Source organism: Clostridium tyrobutyricum DSM 2637 = ATCC 25755 = JCM 11008 (assembly GCF_000359585.1).
Lineage (GTDB): Bacteria > Bacillota > Clostridia > Clostridiales > Clostridiaceae > Clostridium_B > Clostridium_B tyrobutyricum.
On sequence record NZ_APMH01000036.1, the window covers coordinates 23,525 to 40,570 of the forward strand.

Consider the following 17,046-nt stretch of genomic DNA (forward strand, 5'->3'; position numbering starts at 1 on the left):
AAAAACAAGCAATGGTTAAGGGGGAATTTATATGAAAGTACTATTAGTTGCTTCTGAAGCAGATCCTTTTATTAAAACTGGAGGACTTGGTGATGTAATAGGTGCACTTCCTAAGTATTTAAAAAAAATAAATGTAGATGTGAGAGTGGTTATTCCTAAATACAGTACTATAAAATCTGATTTAGTAAAAAAATTAAATTTTATCAAATATTTTTATGTACCTGTAGGTTGGAGAAATAAGTATTGTGGAATATTTGAGTATGAATATGAGAGAGTAATTTATTATTTGATAGATAACGAATACTATTTTTCAAGGGATAACATTTATGGATATTATGATGATGGAGAAAGATTTGCATTTTTTGACAGGGCCGTATTGAATATGTTGTGGCAGATTAATTATAAACCGGATATAATACATTGTAATGATTGGCAGACAGGTATGATTCCAGTGTTATATAAAATTGAATACAAACAGGATGGTTTCTATAGTGGAATTAAATTTGTATATAGCGTACACAATCTTCTTTTCCAGGGCAACTTTGATAAAAATGTTTTAGGAGAGTTATTTAATCTTGATAAGATATTATGTGAAAATGGCAGTGTAGAATTAAATGGGGCTGTAAGTTTTATGAAAAGCGGCATAAATTACAGTGACAAGATATCCACAGTAAGCCGTTCTTATGCATTTGAAATACAGAGTCCTGAATATGGAGAAAATCTAGATGGATTGTTAAGGAGCAGGAGCAGTGACCTTTGGGGAATCTTGAATGGAATAGATTATAATATTTACAATCCAGAAAAGGACAATATGATATTTAGAAATTATGATAAAAATAACTTGAGAAATAAAATGATAAATAAATTAAAACTTCAAAAAGATCTAAATCTGAATATTGATGAAAACGTACCTATGTTGGCAATCATATCAAGATTCACTCCTCAGAAGGGAATGGATATTATAGAAAATATAGGGGAAAGACTTGTTTCAAAACATGTTCAATTGGTAATACTAGGAACAGGGTATGGTGAATATGAAGATTATTTTAGATACCTTGCCTCAAAGTATCCTAGAACTGTATCTTCAAGTATATATTTTGACGATGTATTGGCACATAAAATATATGCTGCATCTGATATGTTTTTAATGCCATCTCTATTTGAGCCTTGTGGGTTAGGACAAATGATAGCATTAAGATATGGTTCTATTCCAATAGTTAGAGAAACTGGAGGACTTAAAGATACAATTATACCTTATAATAAATATACTATGAAGGGAAATGGATTTAGTTTTTCAAAATTTAATGCAGATGATTTTTTACATGTAATAGATAATGCACTTGAATACTTCAGAGAAGAAGAGATATGGAAAAATATAATTAAGCAGGGAATGGAAACTGACAATAGCTGGAGTAATTCTGCAGAACTTTATAAATCATTGTATAAGAGTATGTTATAGTTGTATGTTTTAAATATTCACCTAAGGATAGATATTTTATTAGGAGGAATTTCATGCTAAGTATAGATAAAGAAACATTCAAGAAGGATTATAGACAAAAATTTATAGAAATTCATGGTAAAGATTTAGATGAAGGAACAGATTATAACAAATATGAGGCATTAGGAAGTCTTGTGAGAGATTATGTTGCCAAAATGTGGATAGATACAAATAAAAAATATAAGGAAAATAGTAAGAAGCAAGTTTACTATTTTTCTATGGAATTCTTGCTTGGCAGACTTCTTGGTAGTAATTTATTAAATTTAGGTATAAGAGATACATGTAAGGCAGCCTTAGATGATTTGGGAATAGATTTAGATAAATTAGAAAATCTTGAGGAAGATCAGGGACTTGGTAATGGAGGATTAGGAAGACTAGCGGCTTGCTTTTTGGATTCAATGGCATCCTTGAGTATACCAGGCCATGGTTGTGGGATAAGATATAAATATGGATTTTTTAGCCAGAAGATAATAAATGACTCTCAGGTAGAAGTTCCAGATGATTGGCTAAAGAGGGGAAATATCTGGGAAATAAAGAAGACAGATAAAGCAAGAGTAGTTAAATTCGGCGGAGATGTTAGGGTAGATTATACAGATGGAAATTTAAAATTCAATCATACAAATTATGATGCGGTTTTAGCTGTACCTTACGATATGCCAATAGTAGGATATAAGAATAATGTTGTAAATACTCTAAGACTTTGGAGTGCCGAGCCTTTATCTAATGAATTTGATTTTTCATCATTTAATCGTGGTGATTTTAAAAAAGCTATGGAGTATAGAGATTCTGTTGAATCCATATCTCAAATATTATATCCCGATGATAGTTTTTACGAAGGAAAGGTCTTGAGATTAAAGCAGCAGTATTTCTTTGTATCTGCAGGGCTTCAAAGTATCATACATCATTTTAAAAGCGCTCAAGGAAATATGAAAGAATTAGATGAAAAAATAGCGGTACACATAAATGATACACATCCTACTCTCGCTATACCAGAACTTATGAGGATACTTATAGATGAGGAAGGTTTTGGATGGGATACTTCATGGAGAATGACAAATAATATAATGTCCTATACAAATCATACTATAATGGCAGAAGCACTGGAAAAATGGCCTATAGAAATGTTTAAAAAACTGTTACCAAGGATATTTATGATAGTACAAGAAATAGATAAAAGATTTTGCAGTGAATTAAAAAACAAGTATGTTGGTCAATGGGATAAGGTAAGAAAGATGGCAATAATAGATAATGGATATATAAAAATGGCTCATCTTGCTATAGTAGGAAGTCACAGCGTAAATGGTGTAGCAAAACTTCATACCGAGATATTAAAAAAGCAGGAAATGTCAGATTTTTATTATTGTTACCCTAATAAATTTAATAATAAAACAAATGGTATAACTCATAGAAGATGGCTCATAAGTGCAAATCCAAAACTTACAATGTTCTTAAAAGAAAAAATAGGTGATAGCTTCATAACTCATCCTACAGATATGATAAATTTTGAAAAATTTGCGCACAATATAGAAGTTCAAAATAGATTAAGAGATATAAAATTAGAAAATAAAAGAAAGTTGGCAGATCTTATATATAAAGACAAGGGTATAAATATAGATATAAGTTCTATATTCGATGTTCAGATAAAAAGAATTCATGCTTATAAAAGGCAGACTTTAAATTGTCTTAGAATAATGGATTTATATAATAGACTTATTGAAAATCCAAATCTTGATATAGTTCCTAGAACTTTTATATTTGCAGGTAAATCTGCACCAGGGTACTATTTAGCTAAAGATATAATTACATTGATAAATATGGTGGCTGATAAAATAAATAATGATGATAGAGTAAATAAAAAGATAAAAGTAATATTTATGGAGAATTATAGAGTATCCTTAGCTGAAGTTATTATACCTGCTGCAGATGTTAGTGAGCAGATTTCTACTACTACTAAAGAGGCGTCAGGGACTAGTAATATGAAATTCATGATGAATGGAGCAGTTACAATAGCAACTTTAGATGGAGCAAATGTGGAAATAAGAGATGAAGTTGGAGATGAAAATATAGTAATATTCGGACTTACAGAAAAGCAGGTATTGAATTTGTATAAAACCGGAGGATATGTTTCACAAAATATTATAAACAATGATGTAAGATTAAAAAAAATTATTAACTCACTGGTAGATGGTACTTACTGCAAGGATAAAAACAAATTTAAAAGCATATATGAGAATCTAGTAACTTATAATGATGAATTCTTTGTAATAAAGGATTTTTATTCTTATTTAGAGGCTCAGGAAAAGATAGATAGACTTTATAGGGATAAATCAAAATGGCAAAGAATGTGTGCTGTAAATATAGCTCACTCTGGAATATTTTCTAGTGATAGAACCATAAGAGAATATGCTACAGGTATATGGGGGTCAAAATGTTTATATAAAAATCTAGAATAAATTTGGAAAGAGGCATGGTATGGATTTTAAATTAAAACATGATTCTAGAGAGAGTTGCTATAGAAAGCCTTTTGGGGCAGTACCTAAGGGAAAAAAGGTATATATTTCGATAACGTCTAATAAACTTTTAGAAGTATATTTACACTTACAATATTTCAATTATGATGAAAAATATGCAAAGATGAATGTTGAAACTAAGGAAAATGAAACTTATCTGTATTATTACAATATAGACTTATCACAAAATTACACAGGGCTTATCAATTATTTTTTCAGGATAAAGCTTAATGATGATTCTTATATTTACTATGGCAATAATTCTGATGGATTGGGAGGAGAAGGGCAAGTATACTATAACAATCCAGTAACCTATCAAATAACTGTATATGAGCCTTTTAAGGTACCAGAGTGGTTTAAGGAAGGTATTGTATATCAAATATTTGTAGATAGGTTTAGAAATGGCAATGGAAAAATTATTAACACTAAAAATAATAGTTTTATATATGGAAGTTGGCAGGATGAACCAATGTATGTAAAAGATACAAATGGAAAAATAGCCAGATGGGATTTCTTTGGAGGAAATTTAAAAGGTATAATTGAAAAACTTGATTATATAAAGAGTTTGGGGACTACTGCAATATATTTAAATCCTATATTCAAATCTAAAAGTAATCATAAATATGATGCTGGAGATTATAAATCTATAGATGAGATGTATGGAAATGAAGAAATATTTAATGAATTATGTAAAGAAGCAAATAAGTTAGGTATAAAAATTATTTTAGATGGAGTGTTTAATCATACTGGAGATGACAGTATTTATTTTAATAAATATGGAAACTATAATTCAACAGGGGCATATCAATCAAAAGATTCACCATATTATAAATGGTATACATTTCAGGAGTACCCAGATAAATATGATAGTTGGTGGGGCATAGACAATATGCCGAGTATAAACGAAATGGAAAGCAGTTATATAGATTTTATTATCGAGGGAAAAGACTCAGTATTGAAGAAATGGATGGATCTAGGCGTATCCGGATGGAGATTAGATGTAGCAGATGAGCTGCCTGATGATTTTATAGAAAAAATAAAAACTAAGATAAAGAGAATTAAAGAGGACTCTATACTAATAGGTGAAGTTTGGGAAGATGCATCCAATAAGATAAGTTATTCAAATAGAAGGAAATATGTTTTTGGCAGGGAACTTGATTCCATAACTAATTATCCATTTAGAAATGCTGTGATAGGATTTCTAAATGGAAATGTAGATTCCAAAATGTTTGAAAGAATGATAATTAGTTTATATGAAAATTATCCTAAAGAAATATTCTATTCCAATTTGAACATAATAGGAACCCATGATACAGAGCGAATTCTCACAGTATTAAGCAATAAGCAAAACGATCAAATACAATTTTTAAAAATGGCTGTCACTATTCAAATGACTATGCCGGGAGTTCCACTTATATATTATGGTGATGAAGCAGGAGTTTCTGGAGGAAAAGATCCACTTAACAGAAAGACATATCCTTGGGGAAATGAGAATAAAATTATATTGAAGTTTTATAAATATATAACAGGGTTAAGAAATAAATATGATGCATTAAAAAATGGCAGTATAAGATTTTATGATATGGGCAAAGACGTATTATGTTATGAGAGAACATTTAAGCAAGAAAGAATATTGATTGTAATAAACAGAAATTCATCTAAATCTTTTGATATAAAATTGGATAAAATCAGTGACACAAGGATACTGCCTTTGGAAATAAAAATTTTATGCCGTTAATTATTGATCAGAAAATGGGGGATTGCCATGAAGAAAAAACAGATATTATCCATGATATTAGCTGGTGGACAAGGCTCAAGACTGGGTATACTGACTAAAAAATTAGCTAAACCAGCAGTACCTTTTGGAGGAAAATATAGAATTATAGATTTTGCATTAAGTAACTGCTCTAACTCAGGAATATATACCGTAGGAGTTTTAACGCAGTATAAGCCTTTGGAATTGAATTCACATATAGGTATAGGAAGTTCATGGGATCTAGACAGGAGAGATGGAGGAGTATATATACTCCCACCTTATCAGGAAGAAAATGGTGGCAATTGGTATAAGGGAACAGCAGATGCCATATATCAAAATATTACTTTTATAGATAACTATGACCCTGAATATGTACTCATACTTTCAGGAGATCATATATATAAAATGAATTATGGAGATATGCTTAAATTTCATAAGGAAAAAAAAGCAGATGTAACTATTGCGGTTATTGAAGTACCAAAAGAGGAGACATATAGATTTGGAATAATAAATACAAAGCAGGATATGAGTGTATATGAATTTGAAGAGAAACCAGTAAAAGTTAAAAGTACAAAGGCATCCATGGGTGTATATATTTTTAATTGGAAGCTTCTAAAAAAATTTTTAAGAGCGGATGAAAACAACAAAAGTTCGGCTAATGATTTTGGGAAAAATATTATACCAAATATGTTGGAGATGGGAGTAAAAATGTATGCATATTCTTTTAAGGGATATTGGAAGGATGTTGGAACTATAGATAGCCTATGGGAAGCCAATATGGATCTTTTAAGAGAAGATAATGAACTTAATTTGGGGGATCCTGATTGGAGAATATATTCAGTGAACAATGTAGAACCAGCTCAGTATATTGGACCTAATGCAAATATTAAATCATCAATTGCAGTAGATGGGTGTGAAATATATGGAGAAGTAAATCATTCTATTATATTTTCAGGATGCGTTATAGGGAAGAATTCTAAGATAATAGATTCAGTTATAATGCCTAATACTAAAATTGGGGATAACGTTATAATTAATAAAGCAGTTGTTGGCAGTAATGTAACAGTTAGAAGAAATAGTATTATAGGCGATGGAAAACAAATTACTGTCGTAGGATCAAATGTAGATGTAAAGTCAGGATCTATATTTGTGAATGTGTAGAATGTGCTCAATTTTTATTTTATAGGAGTGATACTATGTATGAAAACTTTATGGGTATTATAAATCTAGATGAAAATGATGATAATATAAAGGAACTTTCTAGAGACAGAACTTTTGCCTCTATACCTATTGCAGGTAGATATAGAATTATTGATTTTATATTATCCAATATGGCTAATAGCGGTATAGAAAATATAGGAATATTTACTAAGATGGAGTCGAGATCACTCATAGATCACCTAAGCAATGGAAGGCCCTGGGATTTAAGCAGAAAAATAGATGGACTCAGAGTTTTTAATTTTACAGAAGAAGCCCCTAGTTTTGACGATGTACATAATTTTTCTAAAAATATAACTTATTTTAAGAGAAGTAAAGAAGATTATGTGATTATTGCATCTTCTTATATGTTATGCAATATAGATTTAAACCAGGCAATGAAATTTCATATAAGATCAAAAAATGATATTACAATAGTATATAAAAATGTTGAAGATGCAGATTCTAGGTTCTTGCATTGTGAAACGTTAAATATTAATGAAAAGGGAAGAGTTGTAAGTATAGGAAGAAATATAGGAGTAAATAAGGAAGCAAATATAAATATGGAAATATATATGATGGAGAAAAAAATATTTCTGGATATAGTCAATGAATGTGTATCTACGGGAAGTTATAGGAAGGTAAAATATCATATATATAATTGTCTTGAACATTTAAAGGTGGGTGTTTTTGAATTTGAAGGATATTTAAGTTGTATAAATTCTATAAAAACTTATTATCGTACAAGTATGGAACTTTTAGATCATAAGGTAATGAAAGAATTGTTTTCAATTGAAAGACCTATATATACTAAAACAAATGATGAAATACCCGCAAAATATTTTCAATCAAGTAATGTAAAAAATTCTATAATAGCAAATGGATGCTCTATATATGGAACTGTAGAAAATAGTATAATATTTAGAAGAGTAAATGTATCTAAAGGATCCATACTTAGAAATTGTATAGTACTTGAAAATTGTGTTTTAGGTGAAAATGTTAAGATGGAATATACTATTTTGAATAAAAATGTGTGTATAGATTCCAATAGAGAATTAAAAGGGGACAAGTATACACCTGTTGTAATACAAAATGATGAAAAAATATATTAAGTATATACTATAAAAATTTTATATTATATAATTTTAAGGGGATATTAATTTTATCTCCTTTTAATTTAATATAAATTTGAGAGGAAAATAATATGAAAAGAAGAAACTTTATATGTTTATTATTAATTGTTATTATATTTTTTACAGGTATATTATTGTACTTTAGAAGTCCATTAAGACAAAATAAGAATTATCCTATATTATCAGGCTCATTTATACAAGTTGATTTAGCTCAGAATTGGGATGAAAATGATTGGAATAGGGAATTGAAGTATCTTACTGAAAATAAAATGCAGTATTTGATTTTGACAAACATTGCTTTTACAGAAAATAACATTACAGAAACAGTCTATCAAAGTAATATACCTGGAACTAAAAAAATTTATGGAAATACAGATCAAGTAGATTTGTGTTTAAAAGCAGCGGAAAAATCAGGTATGAAGGTTTTTTTAGCTACTGATTTTAATAATGCTTGGTGGAATGTATCTATAAATGATACAGACTGGTTTAAAAATGAAATGAATAAAACAAACCTGATTTGCAATGAATTGTATAAGAGATACCATTCTAAATATCCACATGCTTTTTATGGCTGGTATTTTCCATACGAGGTAGATAATGCTAAATTTAATAGTAAAGATGCATTTGAAAATTTGGCACAGGGTATAAATATAAACCTAAATTATCTTAATTCATCAAAGCAAAGATTGCCTTTTTTAATGTCACCTTTTATAAATTCTGATATGGGAACGGCTAAAGAATATGCAGACAACTGGAAATACTTTTTTTCTAAAGTAAATCTCCAAAAAGGAGATGTATTTTGTCCACAAGATTCCGTGGGGTCTGGAGGACTGGATATAAATCAGATAAATCCATGGTTTACTGCCTTAAGAAAGGCTGTCAACACTAAAAAAGGTTTGCAGTTGTGGGCAAATGCAGAGACTTTTGATTATGTAAACAATTCTAGCGCAAGTTTAGATAGATTCATAAATCAACTTAAACTTGAACAGCCATGTGTAGATAAGATAGTTAGTTTTTCTTATAGTCATTATTACAGTCCTAATAATATTAATCCTGGATTTAATAAAGCATATTCACAATATGTAAAAGAAGGTGGATTAAAAAATAATAATGTTCCTAAACCTAAAAATCTAACTGTGAGTACTATTGATAAAAATGAATTTAAATTAACTTGGAATAGTCCAAGTAGGAATGATAATATTGAAGGATATAAAATATATAGAAATGGAGTTCTGATCTTTAATCCTGTAGTACAGAGAAAATATGGTGGGCAAACCAAACAATTTTATTTAAGTGTGGTTGATAAACCTATATTACAGAACAATGTTAGATTATTTACCTATTCAGTTAAATCTGTGGATTTTTATGGAAATGAGTCTCATGTATCCAATACTGTTACAGTTGCTTCAGATACTTTAAAAGTATTTCCTATACTTTTATCAAAAGGATGTAATTACACTTTAAGTCCAAAACCAGATTATAATTATGATAGTTTATGGTCTAATAAACTAACAGACAGTAAATTTTCTTCACGTTATACAGTAAAAGATAAAGCTTTTTTGGGATGGTATAATAGCCCTTTTAATGTACAGATAGATCTTAAAAGTATTAAACAGGTTAGCCAATTTATGATAGATTATTACAGAAAACCCAGGGAGTGGGCAATGCTGCCTAAATCAGCATCAATTGCAGTTTCTGAAGATGGAGTTAATTTTATACCTGTAGGTCTTGTAAGAATACCCGACGTTCCATTTTCAGAAAGAAATGGTTCAAAATATCCACTTTATCTTACTTTAAATAAACCGGTTAGGGCAAGATATGTGAAGCTTACATCTATACCTGAAGCCAATCATTATATTTTTATAGATGAATTTCAGGTAAGAAATTAAATATTTAAAATATAATACAAGGAAAGTGAAAAGAGAATGAAGAATTATAGCGAATATTACAAGTCTCCTATTGGAATAATAAAAATAACAGCATCTAAATTGGGAATAATATCTATAAGTTTTATAGATGGGAATTTAAATGAAATAAGCTCAAGTAAATTTCAAAAAGATATGGATTTGGATGTCTATAGGTATTTAAGGGACTGCAAAGATCAATTGAATGAGTATTTTATGGGAAAGAGAAAAGAGTTTTCATTAAGAATAAGCTTACAAGGAACAGATTTTAGAAAAAAGGTGTGGAATGAGCTTATGAACATACCTTATGGAAATACTTGCTCTTATATGGATATAGCAGATAGAATTGGAAATAGAAAGGCTGTAAGAGCTGTTGGAGGAGCTAATCATAACAACAATATTATTATTGTAATACCTTGTCATAGAGTAATTGGAAAAGATGGAAGCCTTACTGGATATAGTGGAGGTTTATGGAGAAAAAGATGGCTCCTTAAGCATGAAAAAAATTTTAAAATTATAGTAGATTAATGACAATACATTTTTATATTGACACAAAATTATATAAATATTATAATTTTATGGTAAAGTATAATAGAAGAATATTATATAACTATGAAGAGAAGAGTAAATATTTAGAATTATTTTAGCGAACTGGTTATGGTGAAAGTCCAGTAATAAGTCTTTTATTGAAGAACATCTCTGAGTTTCTAACCGAAATTTAATCATAAAAAGTAGGCTTAGAGGTATTGAGCGTCTTATAGCTTATAGAATAGGCAAATTCTATTCTATAAAAGATTGGTCATTTTATGACAAATTGGGTGGTACCGCGGATTTATAGCTCTTTCGTCCCTTTAAGGGATGAAGGGCTTTTTTAATTAAAATATTTATGGAGGTTACATTTATGGAAACAACATTAGTAAAAACTATTTATCGAAATACTGAGAAGTTTTCAGATAAAGAAGTAAAAGTTTTAGGATGGATAAGAACTATAAGGGATTCAAAAAATTTTGGATTTATAGAACTAAACGATGGAACATTTTTTAAAAATATTCAAATTGTTTTTGATAATACTATTGATAATTTTAAAGAAGTAGCTAAACTTCCAATTAGTTCTTCACTAGCAATAGAAGGAAAGGTAGTAATTACTCCTAATGCAAAGCAACCTTTTGAAATTCACGCTAAAAACATATTTATAGAAGGAATGTCATCTTCAGATTATCCTCTACAAAAGAAAAGACATACTCTTGAATATTTAAGAACTATTGCACATTTAAGGGGAAGAAGCAATACATTTTCTGCAGTATTTAGGGTGAGGTCTGTAGCAGCATATGCTGTACATAGATTTTTTCAAGAAAGGGGATTTGTATATGCACAAACTCCTCTTATAACAGGAAGTGACTGTGAAGGCGCAGGGGAAATGTTTAAAGTTACTACACTGGATTTAAATAATGTTCCTAAGACGGAAGATGGAAAAGTAGATTATTCTAAAGATTTTTTTGGTAAAGAGACAAATTTAACAGTAAGTGGTCAGCTTTCAGCAGAAACTATGGCACTCGCTTTTAGAAACGTTTATACATTTGGACCTACATTTAGAGCTGAGGATTCAAATACTGCAAGACATGCAGCTGAATTTTGGATGATAGAACCTGAAATGGCTTTTGCAGATTTAAATGATTATATGGATACTGCGGAGGAATTAGTAAAGTATATAATTAAATATGTACTTGAAAATATTCCTGAAGAAATGCAATTTTTTAACTCTTTTATAGATAAAGGACTATTTGATAGATTAGATAATGTAGTAAATTCAAAATTTGGAAGAATAACTTATACTGAAGCAGTTGATGTACTTAGAAAAAGTGGACAAAAATTTGAATATCCAGTAGAATGGGGAATTGATCTTCAGACAGAACATGAAAGATTTTTGACTGAAAAAGTCTATGGTAAACCTATATTCGTAACAGATTATCCAAAGGACATAAAAGCTTTTTACATGAGGGCAAATGGTGATGGTAAAACTGTAGCAGCAGCAGATTTACTTGTCCCTGGAGTAGGAGAAATAGTTGGCGGAAGCCAAAGAGAGGAAAGGTATGAAGTTCTTGAAAACAGGATAAAAGAGCTTGGATTAAATAAAGAGGATTATTGGTGGTATCTTGAACTTAGAAAATATGGAGAAACTAAACATTCAGGATTTGGACTTGGATTTGAAAGAATACTTATGTATATTACAGGAATGTCAAACATAAGAGATGTGATACCATTTCCTAGAACTACAGGATCTGCTGAGTTTTAAAAATAATTTGGACATATAAATTAATTATTTATATGTCCGGATATATTAATTTTTACCGCAGCAGTTTTTATATTTTTTACCACTTCCACATGGACAGGGATCATTTCTACCAGTTTTATTTTTATTTACTATTGTTTTTGAAGAAACCCACTGTTTATGAATAGCTTTTCTCTTTTCACTGGAAAAAATAGAATCCCATTGTGAAAGTTTATAGAGATAATCAGCTTTGGCATCTAGCATATTGAAATATAATTTTTCAAAATTAATTTTTATAGTAATATTTGAATCTTCTTCTAACTTTTCAAGGTCAAGCTGTTCATCCAAACTGTCGTTTATACCATCCAAGAAACCTATAAAAAATACTGTTGATATATCAAAATGCTTGGATAATTCATTTATGTTTCCAGTAATAGTACTTCTATTTTCAGCTAATATTTTTGTATATACATTTTTTTCAGTTTCCCCATATTCTTTCCAAAACTCAGCTTCTCCCTTAGTTTTAACTAAGGTTACAACTTTATTTGTCCAATCTTTATATAAACTCATAGTTTATTATACTTATATACGTTTGTATATAAGCAGTACCTCCCTTTTTATTATAATGTTTAAAATTAAAATATTTGCTTGAACTATTATAATAAATATTATGATAGTTTGCAATTATATAAGTTAATATTCATATAAAATTAAAATAATGATTAAGGTTTTATATCCAATGAATAAACAGCATTACTATTGCAATAGCTGCATTTAATGTTTTTTTCATGTACAACTTTAGAATTTTGACAATTATTTACATAAGTAAGATATGGAAATGTCTCAAGTTCATCTAAAAATTCATCTAAAGCTATATCTACATGTTCTTCACAAGAGTATCTAATTTTGTTTGATATTTTCAACATCCTCCTTTCCAACAGGTTTTGATAAATCAAAATTATTTCCAAATATATTGATATCAGTATTTTCTATTGAAATTTTTACCTTATTTATGGTGGATACTTGAGTTAGTGATAGAACTATACTTTTGATACAAGTCTTTTCTTTTGAGAAAGTCATAGGTATATTAGCTTCTTTACTTAAGTTAATGTAAGCTATGTTATCTTTTATTGATAGAGTTAAGAGTCGTGTATCATTAGGTAAAATAGGTGATAACTGTCCTTTTACTGAAGGTCCCTTTATGAGCTCATTCATTATGGTTTCAGCTAAAAGTTCATCTTTTTTTATAACTCTCTTTTCTTGGGACACTTTTACGTTGTTAAGTTTACTAGAAGAGTCAAAATATATCTTTAAATCTAATAAATTATTATTGTCGCTATCTTTTGAAAAGGCAATTTTCTTTTCTTTTTCACTATTAGTTATACTTACAGTATCTTTTTTAGTGCAAGAAGTTAATAGTAGGGATGAAATTATGATAATAGAATATAGTAAAATATTAAAATGGTTTTTCAAAAAATTTCCACCTTTCTATTAAAATTCTGTATAATTACTTGGCATATTGCGATTTGCCATAGATATATTTATATCTTTGTTTAATTTTATTCCATTTTCATTCAAAATGTTTATTACGGTTTTGTAAGCTAATTCAGGATAATTGTTAATTTTACTTAAATGCCCTAAAACTATTTTTTTAAATTTATCGTTTATAATATCAATTATGGCTTTACCACAATCATCATTGGATAAATGACCTATACTGCTTAAAATTCTTTTCTTTAAAACATATGGATATGGACCAAATTTTAGCATTTCCGTGTCATGATTGCTTTCAAGCAATATTACATTTGCCCTATATAATCTTTTTTTTACTTCATCTGAAAAAAAACCTAAATCTGTTGCGATACAAGCTATTTTGTTTCCAGCACAAATTTCGTAGCCTCTTGGATCAGCTGCATCATGAGATATTTTATAACTTATTACGTCCATATCCTTAATATTTACATGTTTATCAGAAATTATTTTTATGTTATTGTCTTTAATTTTTCCTATGTTTGGTGACATAGCATTCCAGGTGAGTTCATTTGTATATATAGGTATATCATATCTTCTGGATAGTACGCCTACACCTTTTATATGATCAGTATGTTCGTGAGTAACAAAAATAGCATCTAATTCTTTTGGATTTTGATTAATACTTGATAACGCCTTTTCTATATTTTTACCGGCAAGACCTGCATCTACTAAAATCTTTGTATTATTGGAAGCTATAAATGTACTATTACCACTGCTTCCGCTAAATAATGGACAAAAAATCATATTATAAATTCTCCTCTTGCCTTAAGTTTTCTTACGTACTCATATAAATTTATTCACATTCTCTATGGATATAAGCTCCTAAGGCCTTAAATTTATCTTCAATATTAGGGTAGCCCCTATCTATATGTTCTATACTTAAAACTTCTGTAGTTCCTTCTGCTATAAGTCCTGCAATGACCATTGCAGCTCCAGCTCTTAAATCCGTTGCTTTTACTACTGCGCCTGTTAATTTATCTACGCCATCTATTATAGCAGTTCTTCCCTCTACTTTAATATTTGCACCCATTTTCTTTAGTTCATCTACATGCTTAAATCTACTTTCCCATATGCTTTCGTTTATTATACTTCTACCCTTTGCTACAGTTAATAGTGTACTCATTGGTTGTTGTACATCAGTTGGAAAACCAGGATAAGGTTGAGTTTTAATGTTGACACCTTTTAAGTTACCGCTTGATTTTACAGTAATAGAGTCCCCATTTTCTCTTATTTCTGATCCCATTTCTACTAGCTTTGCGGAAATGGATTCAAGATGTTTTGGAATTACATTTTCAATGGTAACTTCACCGCCACATGCAGCAGAGGCAATCATATATGTACCTGCTTCTATTTGGTCTGGAATTACGCTGTAGGTGCATCCACTTAGGCTTTCGACTCCAACTATTCTTATAACATCGGTACCAGCACCTTTTATATTTGCACCCATACTATTTAAAAAATTTGCTACATCTACTACATGTGGTTCCTTTGCCACGTTTTCAAGTGTAGTTACACCTTTTGCCAATGTTGCAGCAAGCATTACATTTATTGTGGCGCCAACACTAACTACATCAAAGAATATATTAGTCCCTATCAATTCATCAGCTTCAACCATAACAGAACCATGTGTAATTTTCACTTTGGCACCTAAGGCTTCAAAGCCTTTTATGTGCTGGTCTATAGGTCTAACTCCTATGGGACAACCACCAGGAAGTTCTACAGATGCTTTTTTGAATCTTCCAAGTAATGCACCTATTAGATAATAAGATGCTCTCATTTTTCTTACATCATCTGTATTTGCACTTAGACTAGCTATATGAGTACTATCAATTGTAGCAGAGTTTTTTTTGGTTTTAATATCACACCCAAGGCTTTTCAGAATTCTTTCAATGCAATGTACATCTTCTATATTAGGTATATTATCTATTACGCATTTATTTTTACTAGCCATTATTGCAGCAGGTAATATTGCTACAGCAGCATTCTTTGCACCATTTATTTCTATAGAGCCAAAAAGAGGATTGCCTCCAGTAATTACTAATTTATCCATTTAAGTAACCATCCTTATCACAAATTTATATATGTAAAGTTTAGAAAATATCAAATTAATTCATATTACACAAATTTTATTATATCATAAATTAAAGAGTTTTTAACATAAAAATTTTTAAAAGTAAACGTCAAAAAGCCTAGTTTAATTAGTTAAACTAGGCTAATATATTGATATATAAATTGTGGTTGATGAATTATTGTTTCATAAAACTTCCACAGTCAGTACATTCAACGTCGTGTGCTGTATTTTCATGTTTAGTTACTTGAATTTTGTTTAATGTACAGAAGTTATCTTTCTGTGCATGGTATTTACATTCATTTACTATACATCCTATACTTTCATTCTTTGTATTATTCATAGTTTCATCTGCTGTCTTTTTATTTTAATATCAGATTTACAGCAGATTTTTCACCCCTTTCGATTTTTAATATTTTAAATGTTGTACAATAAATAGTATGGATACTTTACTTTTAAATATACTGGAAATAATTTCATTCAAATGAGAATATTGAATTTATAATTATATGTTATAATTAATTGTAGAACAATATTAATTGGAGGATTAAAATAAATGAAGTATTATCTAGTAGCATTATTTAATAAAGATTCTTATTCACATGTTGAACGTATTCAAAGAGATATGTGCAGAAAATATAAATTATATAGGCATATGCCAGTTTTACATATAACACTTGAAATTATTGACAATCCTGATATAGATAAATTGACTAAAATAGTTTCAAAATTTTTAAAACCATATAAGGAGTTTAAAGTAAATATAAATGGTGCCATATGCTTTGACCCTCCATATAAGTCTGTGAATTTGAAAATAGAAGATAAGGGCTATATAATAAGATTATCTCGACAGTTAAATGAACTTTTAAGATTACATAAATTTAAAGTAAGAGAGAATATCGAAAATTGGGATCTGCATATTTCACTAGCAAATACGAATTATGCAGTTAGGGAGTGGAGCAGTAAGGAATATGTAGCAGCTTGTCAAACTGCTAAAAAAGAAAATATACACAAAATGATAACTGTCAATAGAATAGCATTATGGAAGCCTGTGAATAATAAGAAAGAGATGCTTATAAAAAATTTTCAACTTAGAGAGTATTAAAAATATCCTGGATGGTTTTAACTATCCAGGATGTTTTATACCTATAGATCAAGTAAATTCTTTTTATAAGTTG

At 29.3% G+C, this 17,046-nt stretch carries 15 protein-coding genes and 1 other annotated feature; of the genes, 9 read left to right on the top strand and 6 right to left on the bottom strand.

Annotated features, from left to right (window positions below; all coding sequences use genetic code 11):
* The first annotated feature begins 31 nt into the window (after nucleotides 1–31).
* The 8 genes from glgA to asnS all read left to right on the top strand — a co-directional run bounded on the left by glgA (nucleotide 32) and on the right by asnS (nucleotide 12,291).
* Nucleotides 32–1,459 (top strand): glycogen synthase GlgA, encoded by a 1,428-nt coding sequence (gene glgA / locus J418_RS0113320; protein WP_017895862.1) that lies wholly within the window; start codon nucleotides 32–34, stop codon nucleotides 1,457–1,459.
* A 53-nt stretch (nucleotides 1,460–1,512) separates the two neighbouring features.
* The gene (locus J418_RS0113325) at nucleotides 1,513–3,951 is read left to right on the top strand and encodes a glycogen/starch/alpha-glucan phosphorylase (protein WP_017895863.1); all 2,439 of its coding nucleotides are present in this window, start codon (nucleotides 1,513–1,515) and stop codon (nucleotides 3,949–3,951) included.
* A 19-nt stretch (nucleotides 3,952–3,970) separates the two neighbouring features.
* Nucleotides 3,971–5,746 carry an alpha-amylase family glycosyl hydrolase gene (locus J418_RS0113330; protein ID WP_017895864.1) on the top strand — a complete coding sequence of 592 codons (1,776 nt, stop codon included), beginning with the start codon at nucleotides 3,971–3,973 and terminating at the stop codon, nucleotides 5,744–5,746.
* Between the two features lie 27 nt (nucleotides 5,747–5,773).
* Nucleotides 5,774–6,925: a glucose-1-phosphate adenylyltransferase gene (locus tag J418_RS0113335; RefSeq protein ID WP_017895865.1), complete on the top strand. Its 1,152-nt coding sequence runs from the start codon at nucleotides 5,774–5,776 to the stop codon at nucleotides 6,923–6,925.
* Between the two features lie 35 nt (nucleotides 6,926–6,960).
* Nucleotides 6,961–8,073, top strand: a complete 1,113-nt coding sequence (gene glgD, locus J418_RS0113340; RefSeq protein WP_017751453.1) for a glucose-1-phosphate adenylyltransferase subunit GlgD — start codon at nucleotides 6,961–6,963, stop codon at nucleotides 8,071–8,073.
* Between the two features lie 92 nt (nucleotides 8,074–8,165).
* Nucleotides 8,166–9,983 carry a DUF4434 domain-containing protein gene (locus J418_RS0113345; RefSeq protein WP_017751454.1) on the top strand — a complete coding sequence of 606 codons (1,818 nt, stop codon included), beginning with the start codon at nucleotides 8,166–8,168 and terminating at the stop codon, nucleotides 9,981–9,983.
* A 36-nt stretch (nucleotides 9,984–10,019) separates the two neighbouring features.
* Nucleotides 10,020–10,526, top strand: coding sequence for a methylated-DNA--[protein]-cysteine S-methyltransferase (locus J418_RS0113350; protein ID WP_017751455.1), 507 nt, complete (start codon nucleotides 10,020–10,022; stop codon nucleotides 10,524–10,526).
* A 75-nt stretch (nucleotides 10,527–10,601) separates the two neighbouring features.
* Nucleotides 10,602–10,852, top strand: a binding site (T-box leader).
* A 47-nt stretch (nucleotides 10,853–10,899) separates the two neighbouring features.
* Nucleotides 10,900–12,291, top strand: a complete 1,392-nt coding sequence (gene asnS / locus J418_RS0113355; protein ID WP_017751456.1) for an asparagine--tRNA ligase — start codon at nucleotides 10,900–10,902, stop codon at nucleotides 12,289–12,291.
* A gap of 45 nt (nucleotides 12,292–12,336) precedes the next feature.
* Here the strand turns inward: asnS and J418_RS0113360 are convergent, their stop codons facing one another.
* From J418_RS0113360 to J418_RS16250, 6 genes are all read right to left on the bottom strand, one after another.
* The gene (locus J418_RS0113360; RefSeq protein ID WP_017751457.1) at nucleotides 12,337–12,837 is read right to left on the bottom strand and encodes an SEC-C metal-binding domain-containing protein; all 501 of its coding nucleotides are present in this window, start codon (nucleotides 12,835–12,837) and stop codon (nucleotides 12,337–12,339) included.
* Between the two features lie 152 nt (nucleotides 12,838–12,989).
* A complete protein-coding gene (locus J418_RS0113365; RefSeq protein WP_017895866.1) occupies nucleotides 12,990–13,190 on the bottom strand; it encodes a CxxH/CxxC protein in 201 nt (66 codons plus the stop codon).
* Entirely contained in the window at nucleotides 13,168–13,740 is a 573-nt protein-coding gene (locus tag J418_RS0113370) for a GerMN domain-containing protein (RefSeq protein ID WP_017895867.1), read from the bottom strand. The genes J418_RS0113365 and J418_RS0113370 overlap by 23 nt, the downstream gene beginning before the upstream one ends.
* A gap of 18 nt (nucleotides 13,741–13,758) precedes the next feature.
* On the bottom strand, nucleotides 13,759–14,544 hold the full coding sequence (locus tag J418_RS0113375; RefSeq protein WP_017751460.1) for an MBL fold metallo-hydrolase: 786 nt from the start codon (nucleotides 14,542–14,544) through the stop codon (nucleotides 13,759–13,761).
* Between the two features lie 49 nt (nucleotides 14,545–14,593).
* Nucleotides 14,594–15,850, bottom strand: a complete 1,257-nt coding sequence (locus J418_RS0113380; protein WP_017751461.1) for a UDP-N-acetylglucosamine 1-carboxyvinyltransferase — start codon at nucleotides 15,848–15,850, stop codon at nucleotides 14,594–14,596.
* Nucleotides 15,851–16,046: 196 nt separating this feature from the next.
* The gene (locus tag J418_RS16250; protein ID WP_017751462.1) at nucleotides 16,047–16,211 is read right to left on the bottom strand and encodes a DUF1540 domain-containing protein; all 165 of its coding nucleotides are present in this window, start codon (nucleotides 16,209–16,211) and stop codon (nucleotides 16,047–16,049) included.
* A gap of 213 nt (nucleotides 16,212–16,424) precedes the next feature.
* Here J418_RS16250 and J418_RS0113390 point away from each other — a divergent pair, with 213 nt between their 5' ends.
* Nucleotides 16,425–16,973, top strand: coding sequence for a 2'-5' RNA ligase family protein (locus tag J418_RS0113390; protein ID WP_017751463.1), 549 nt, complete (start codon nucleotides 16,425–16,427; stop codon nucleotides 16,971–16,973).
* The last annotated feature ends 73 nt before the right edge of the window (nucleotides 16,974–17,046 follow it).

Bases quoted from the DNA above. Each gene is read 5' to 3' on its own strand.
- glgA (WP_017895862.1), top strand. From the start codon at position 32: ATGAAAGTACTATTAGTTGCTTCTGAAGCAGATCCTTTTATTAAAACT.
- J418_RS0113325 (WP_017895863.1), top strand. From the start codon at position 1,513: ATGCTAAGTATAGATAAAGAAACATTCAAGAAGGATTATAGACAAAAA.
- J418_RS0113330 (WP_017895864.1), top strand. From the start codon at position 3,971: ATGGATTTTAAATTAAAACATGATTCTAGAGAGAGTTGCTATAGAAAG.
- J418_RS0113335 (WP_017895865.1), top strand. From the start codon at position 5,774: ATGAAGAAAAAACAGATATTATCCATGATATTAGCTGGTGGACAAGGC.
- glgD (WP_017751453.1), top strand. From the start codon at position 6,961: ATGTATGAAAACTTTATGGGTATTATAAATCTAGATGAAAATGATGAT.
- J418_RS0113345 (WP_017751454.1), top strand. From the start codon at position 8,166: ATGAAAAGAAGAAACTTTATATGTTTATTATTAATTGTTATTATATTT.
- J418_RS0113350 (WP_017751455.1), top strand. From the start codon at position 10,020: ATGAAGAATTATAGCGAATATTACAAGTCTCCTATTGGAATAATAAAA.
- asnS (WP_017751456.1), top strand. From the start codon at position 10,900: ATGGAAACAACATTAGTAAAAACTATTTATCGAAATACTGAGAAGTTT.
- J418_RS0113360 (WP_017751457.1), bottom strand. From the start codon at position 12,837: ATGAGTTTATATAAAGATTGGACAAATAAAGTTGTAACCTTAGTTAAA.
- J418_RS0113375 (WP_017751460.1), bottom strand. From the start codon at position 14,544: ATGATTTTTTGTCCATTATTTAGCGGAAGCAGTGGTAATAGTACATTT.
- J418_RS0113380 (WP_017751461.1), bottom strand. From the start codon at position 15,850: ATGGATAAATTAGTAATTACTGGAGGCAATCCTCTTTTTGGCTCTATA.
- J418_RS16250 (WP_017751462.1), bottom strand. From the start codon at position 16,211: ATGAATAATACAAAGAATGAAAGTATAGGATGTATAGTAAATGAATGT.
- J418_RS0113390 (WP_017751463.1), top strand. From the start codon at position 16,425: ATGAAGTATTATCTAGTAGCATTATTTAATAAAGATTCTTATTCACAT.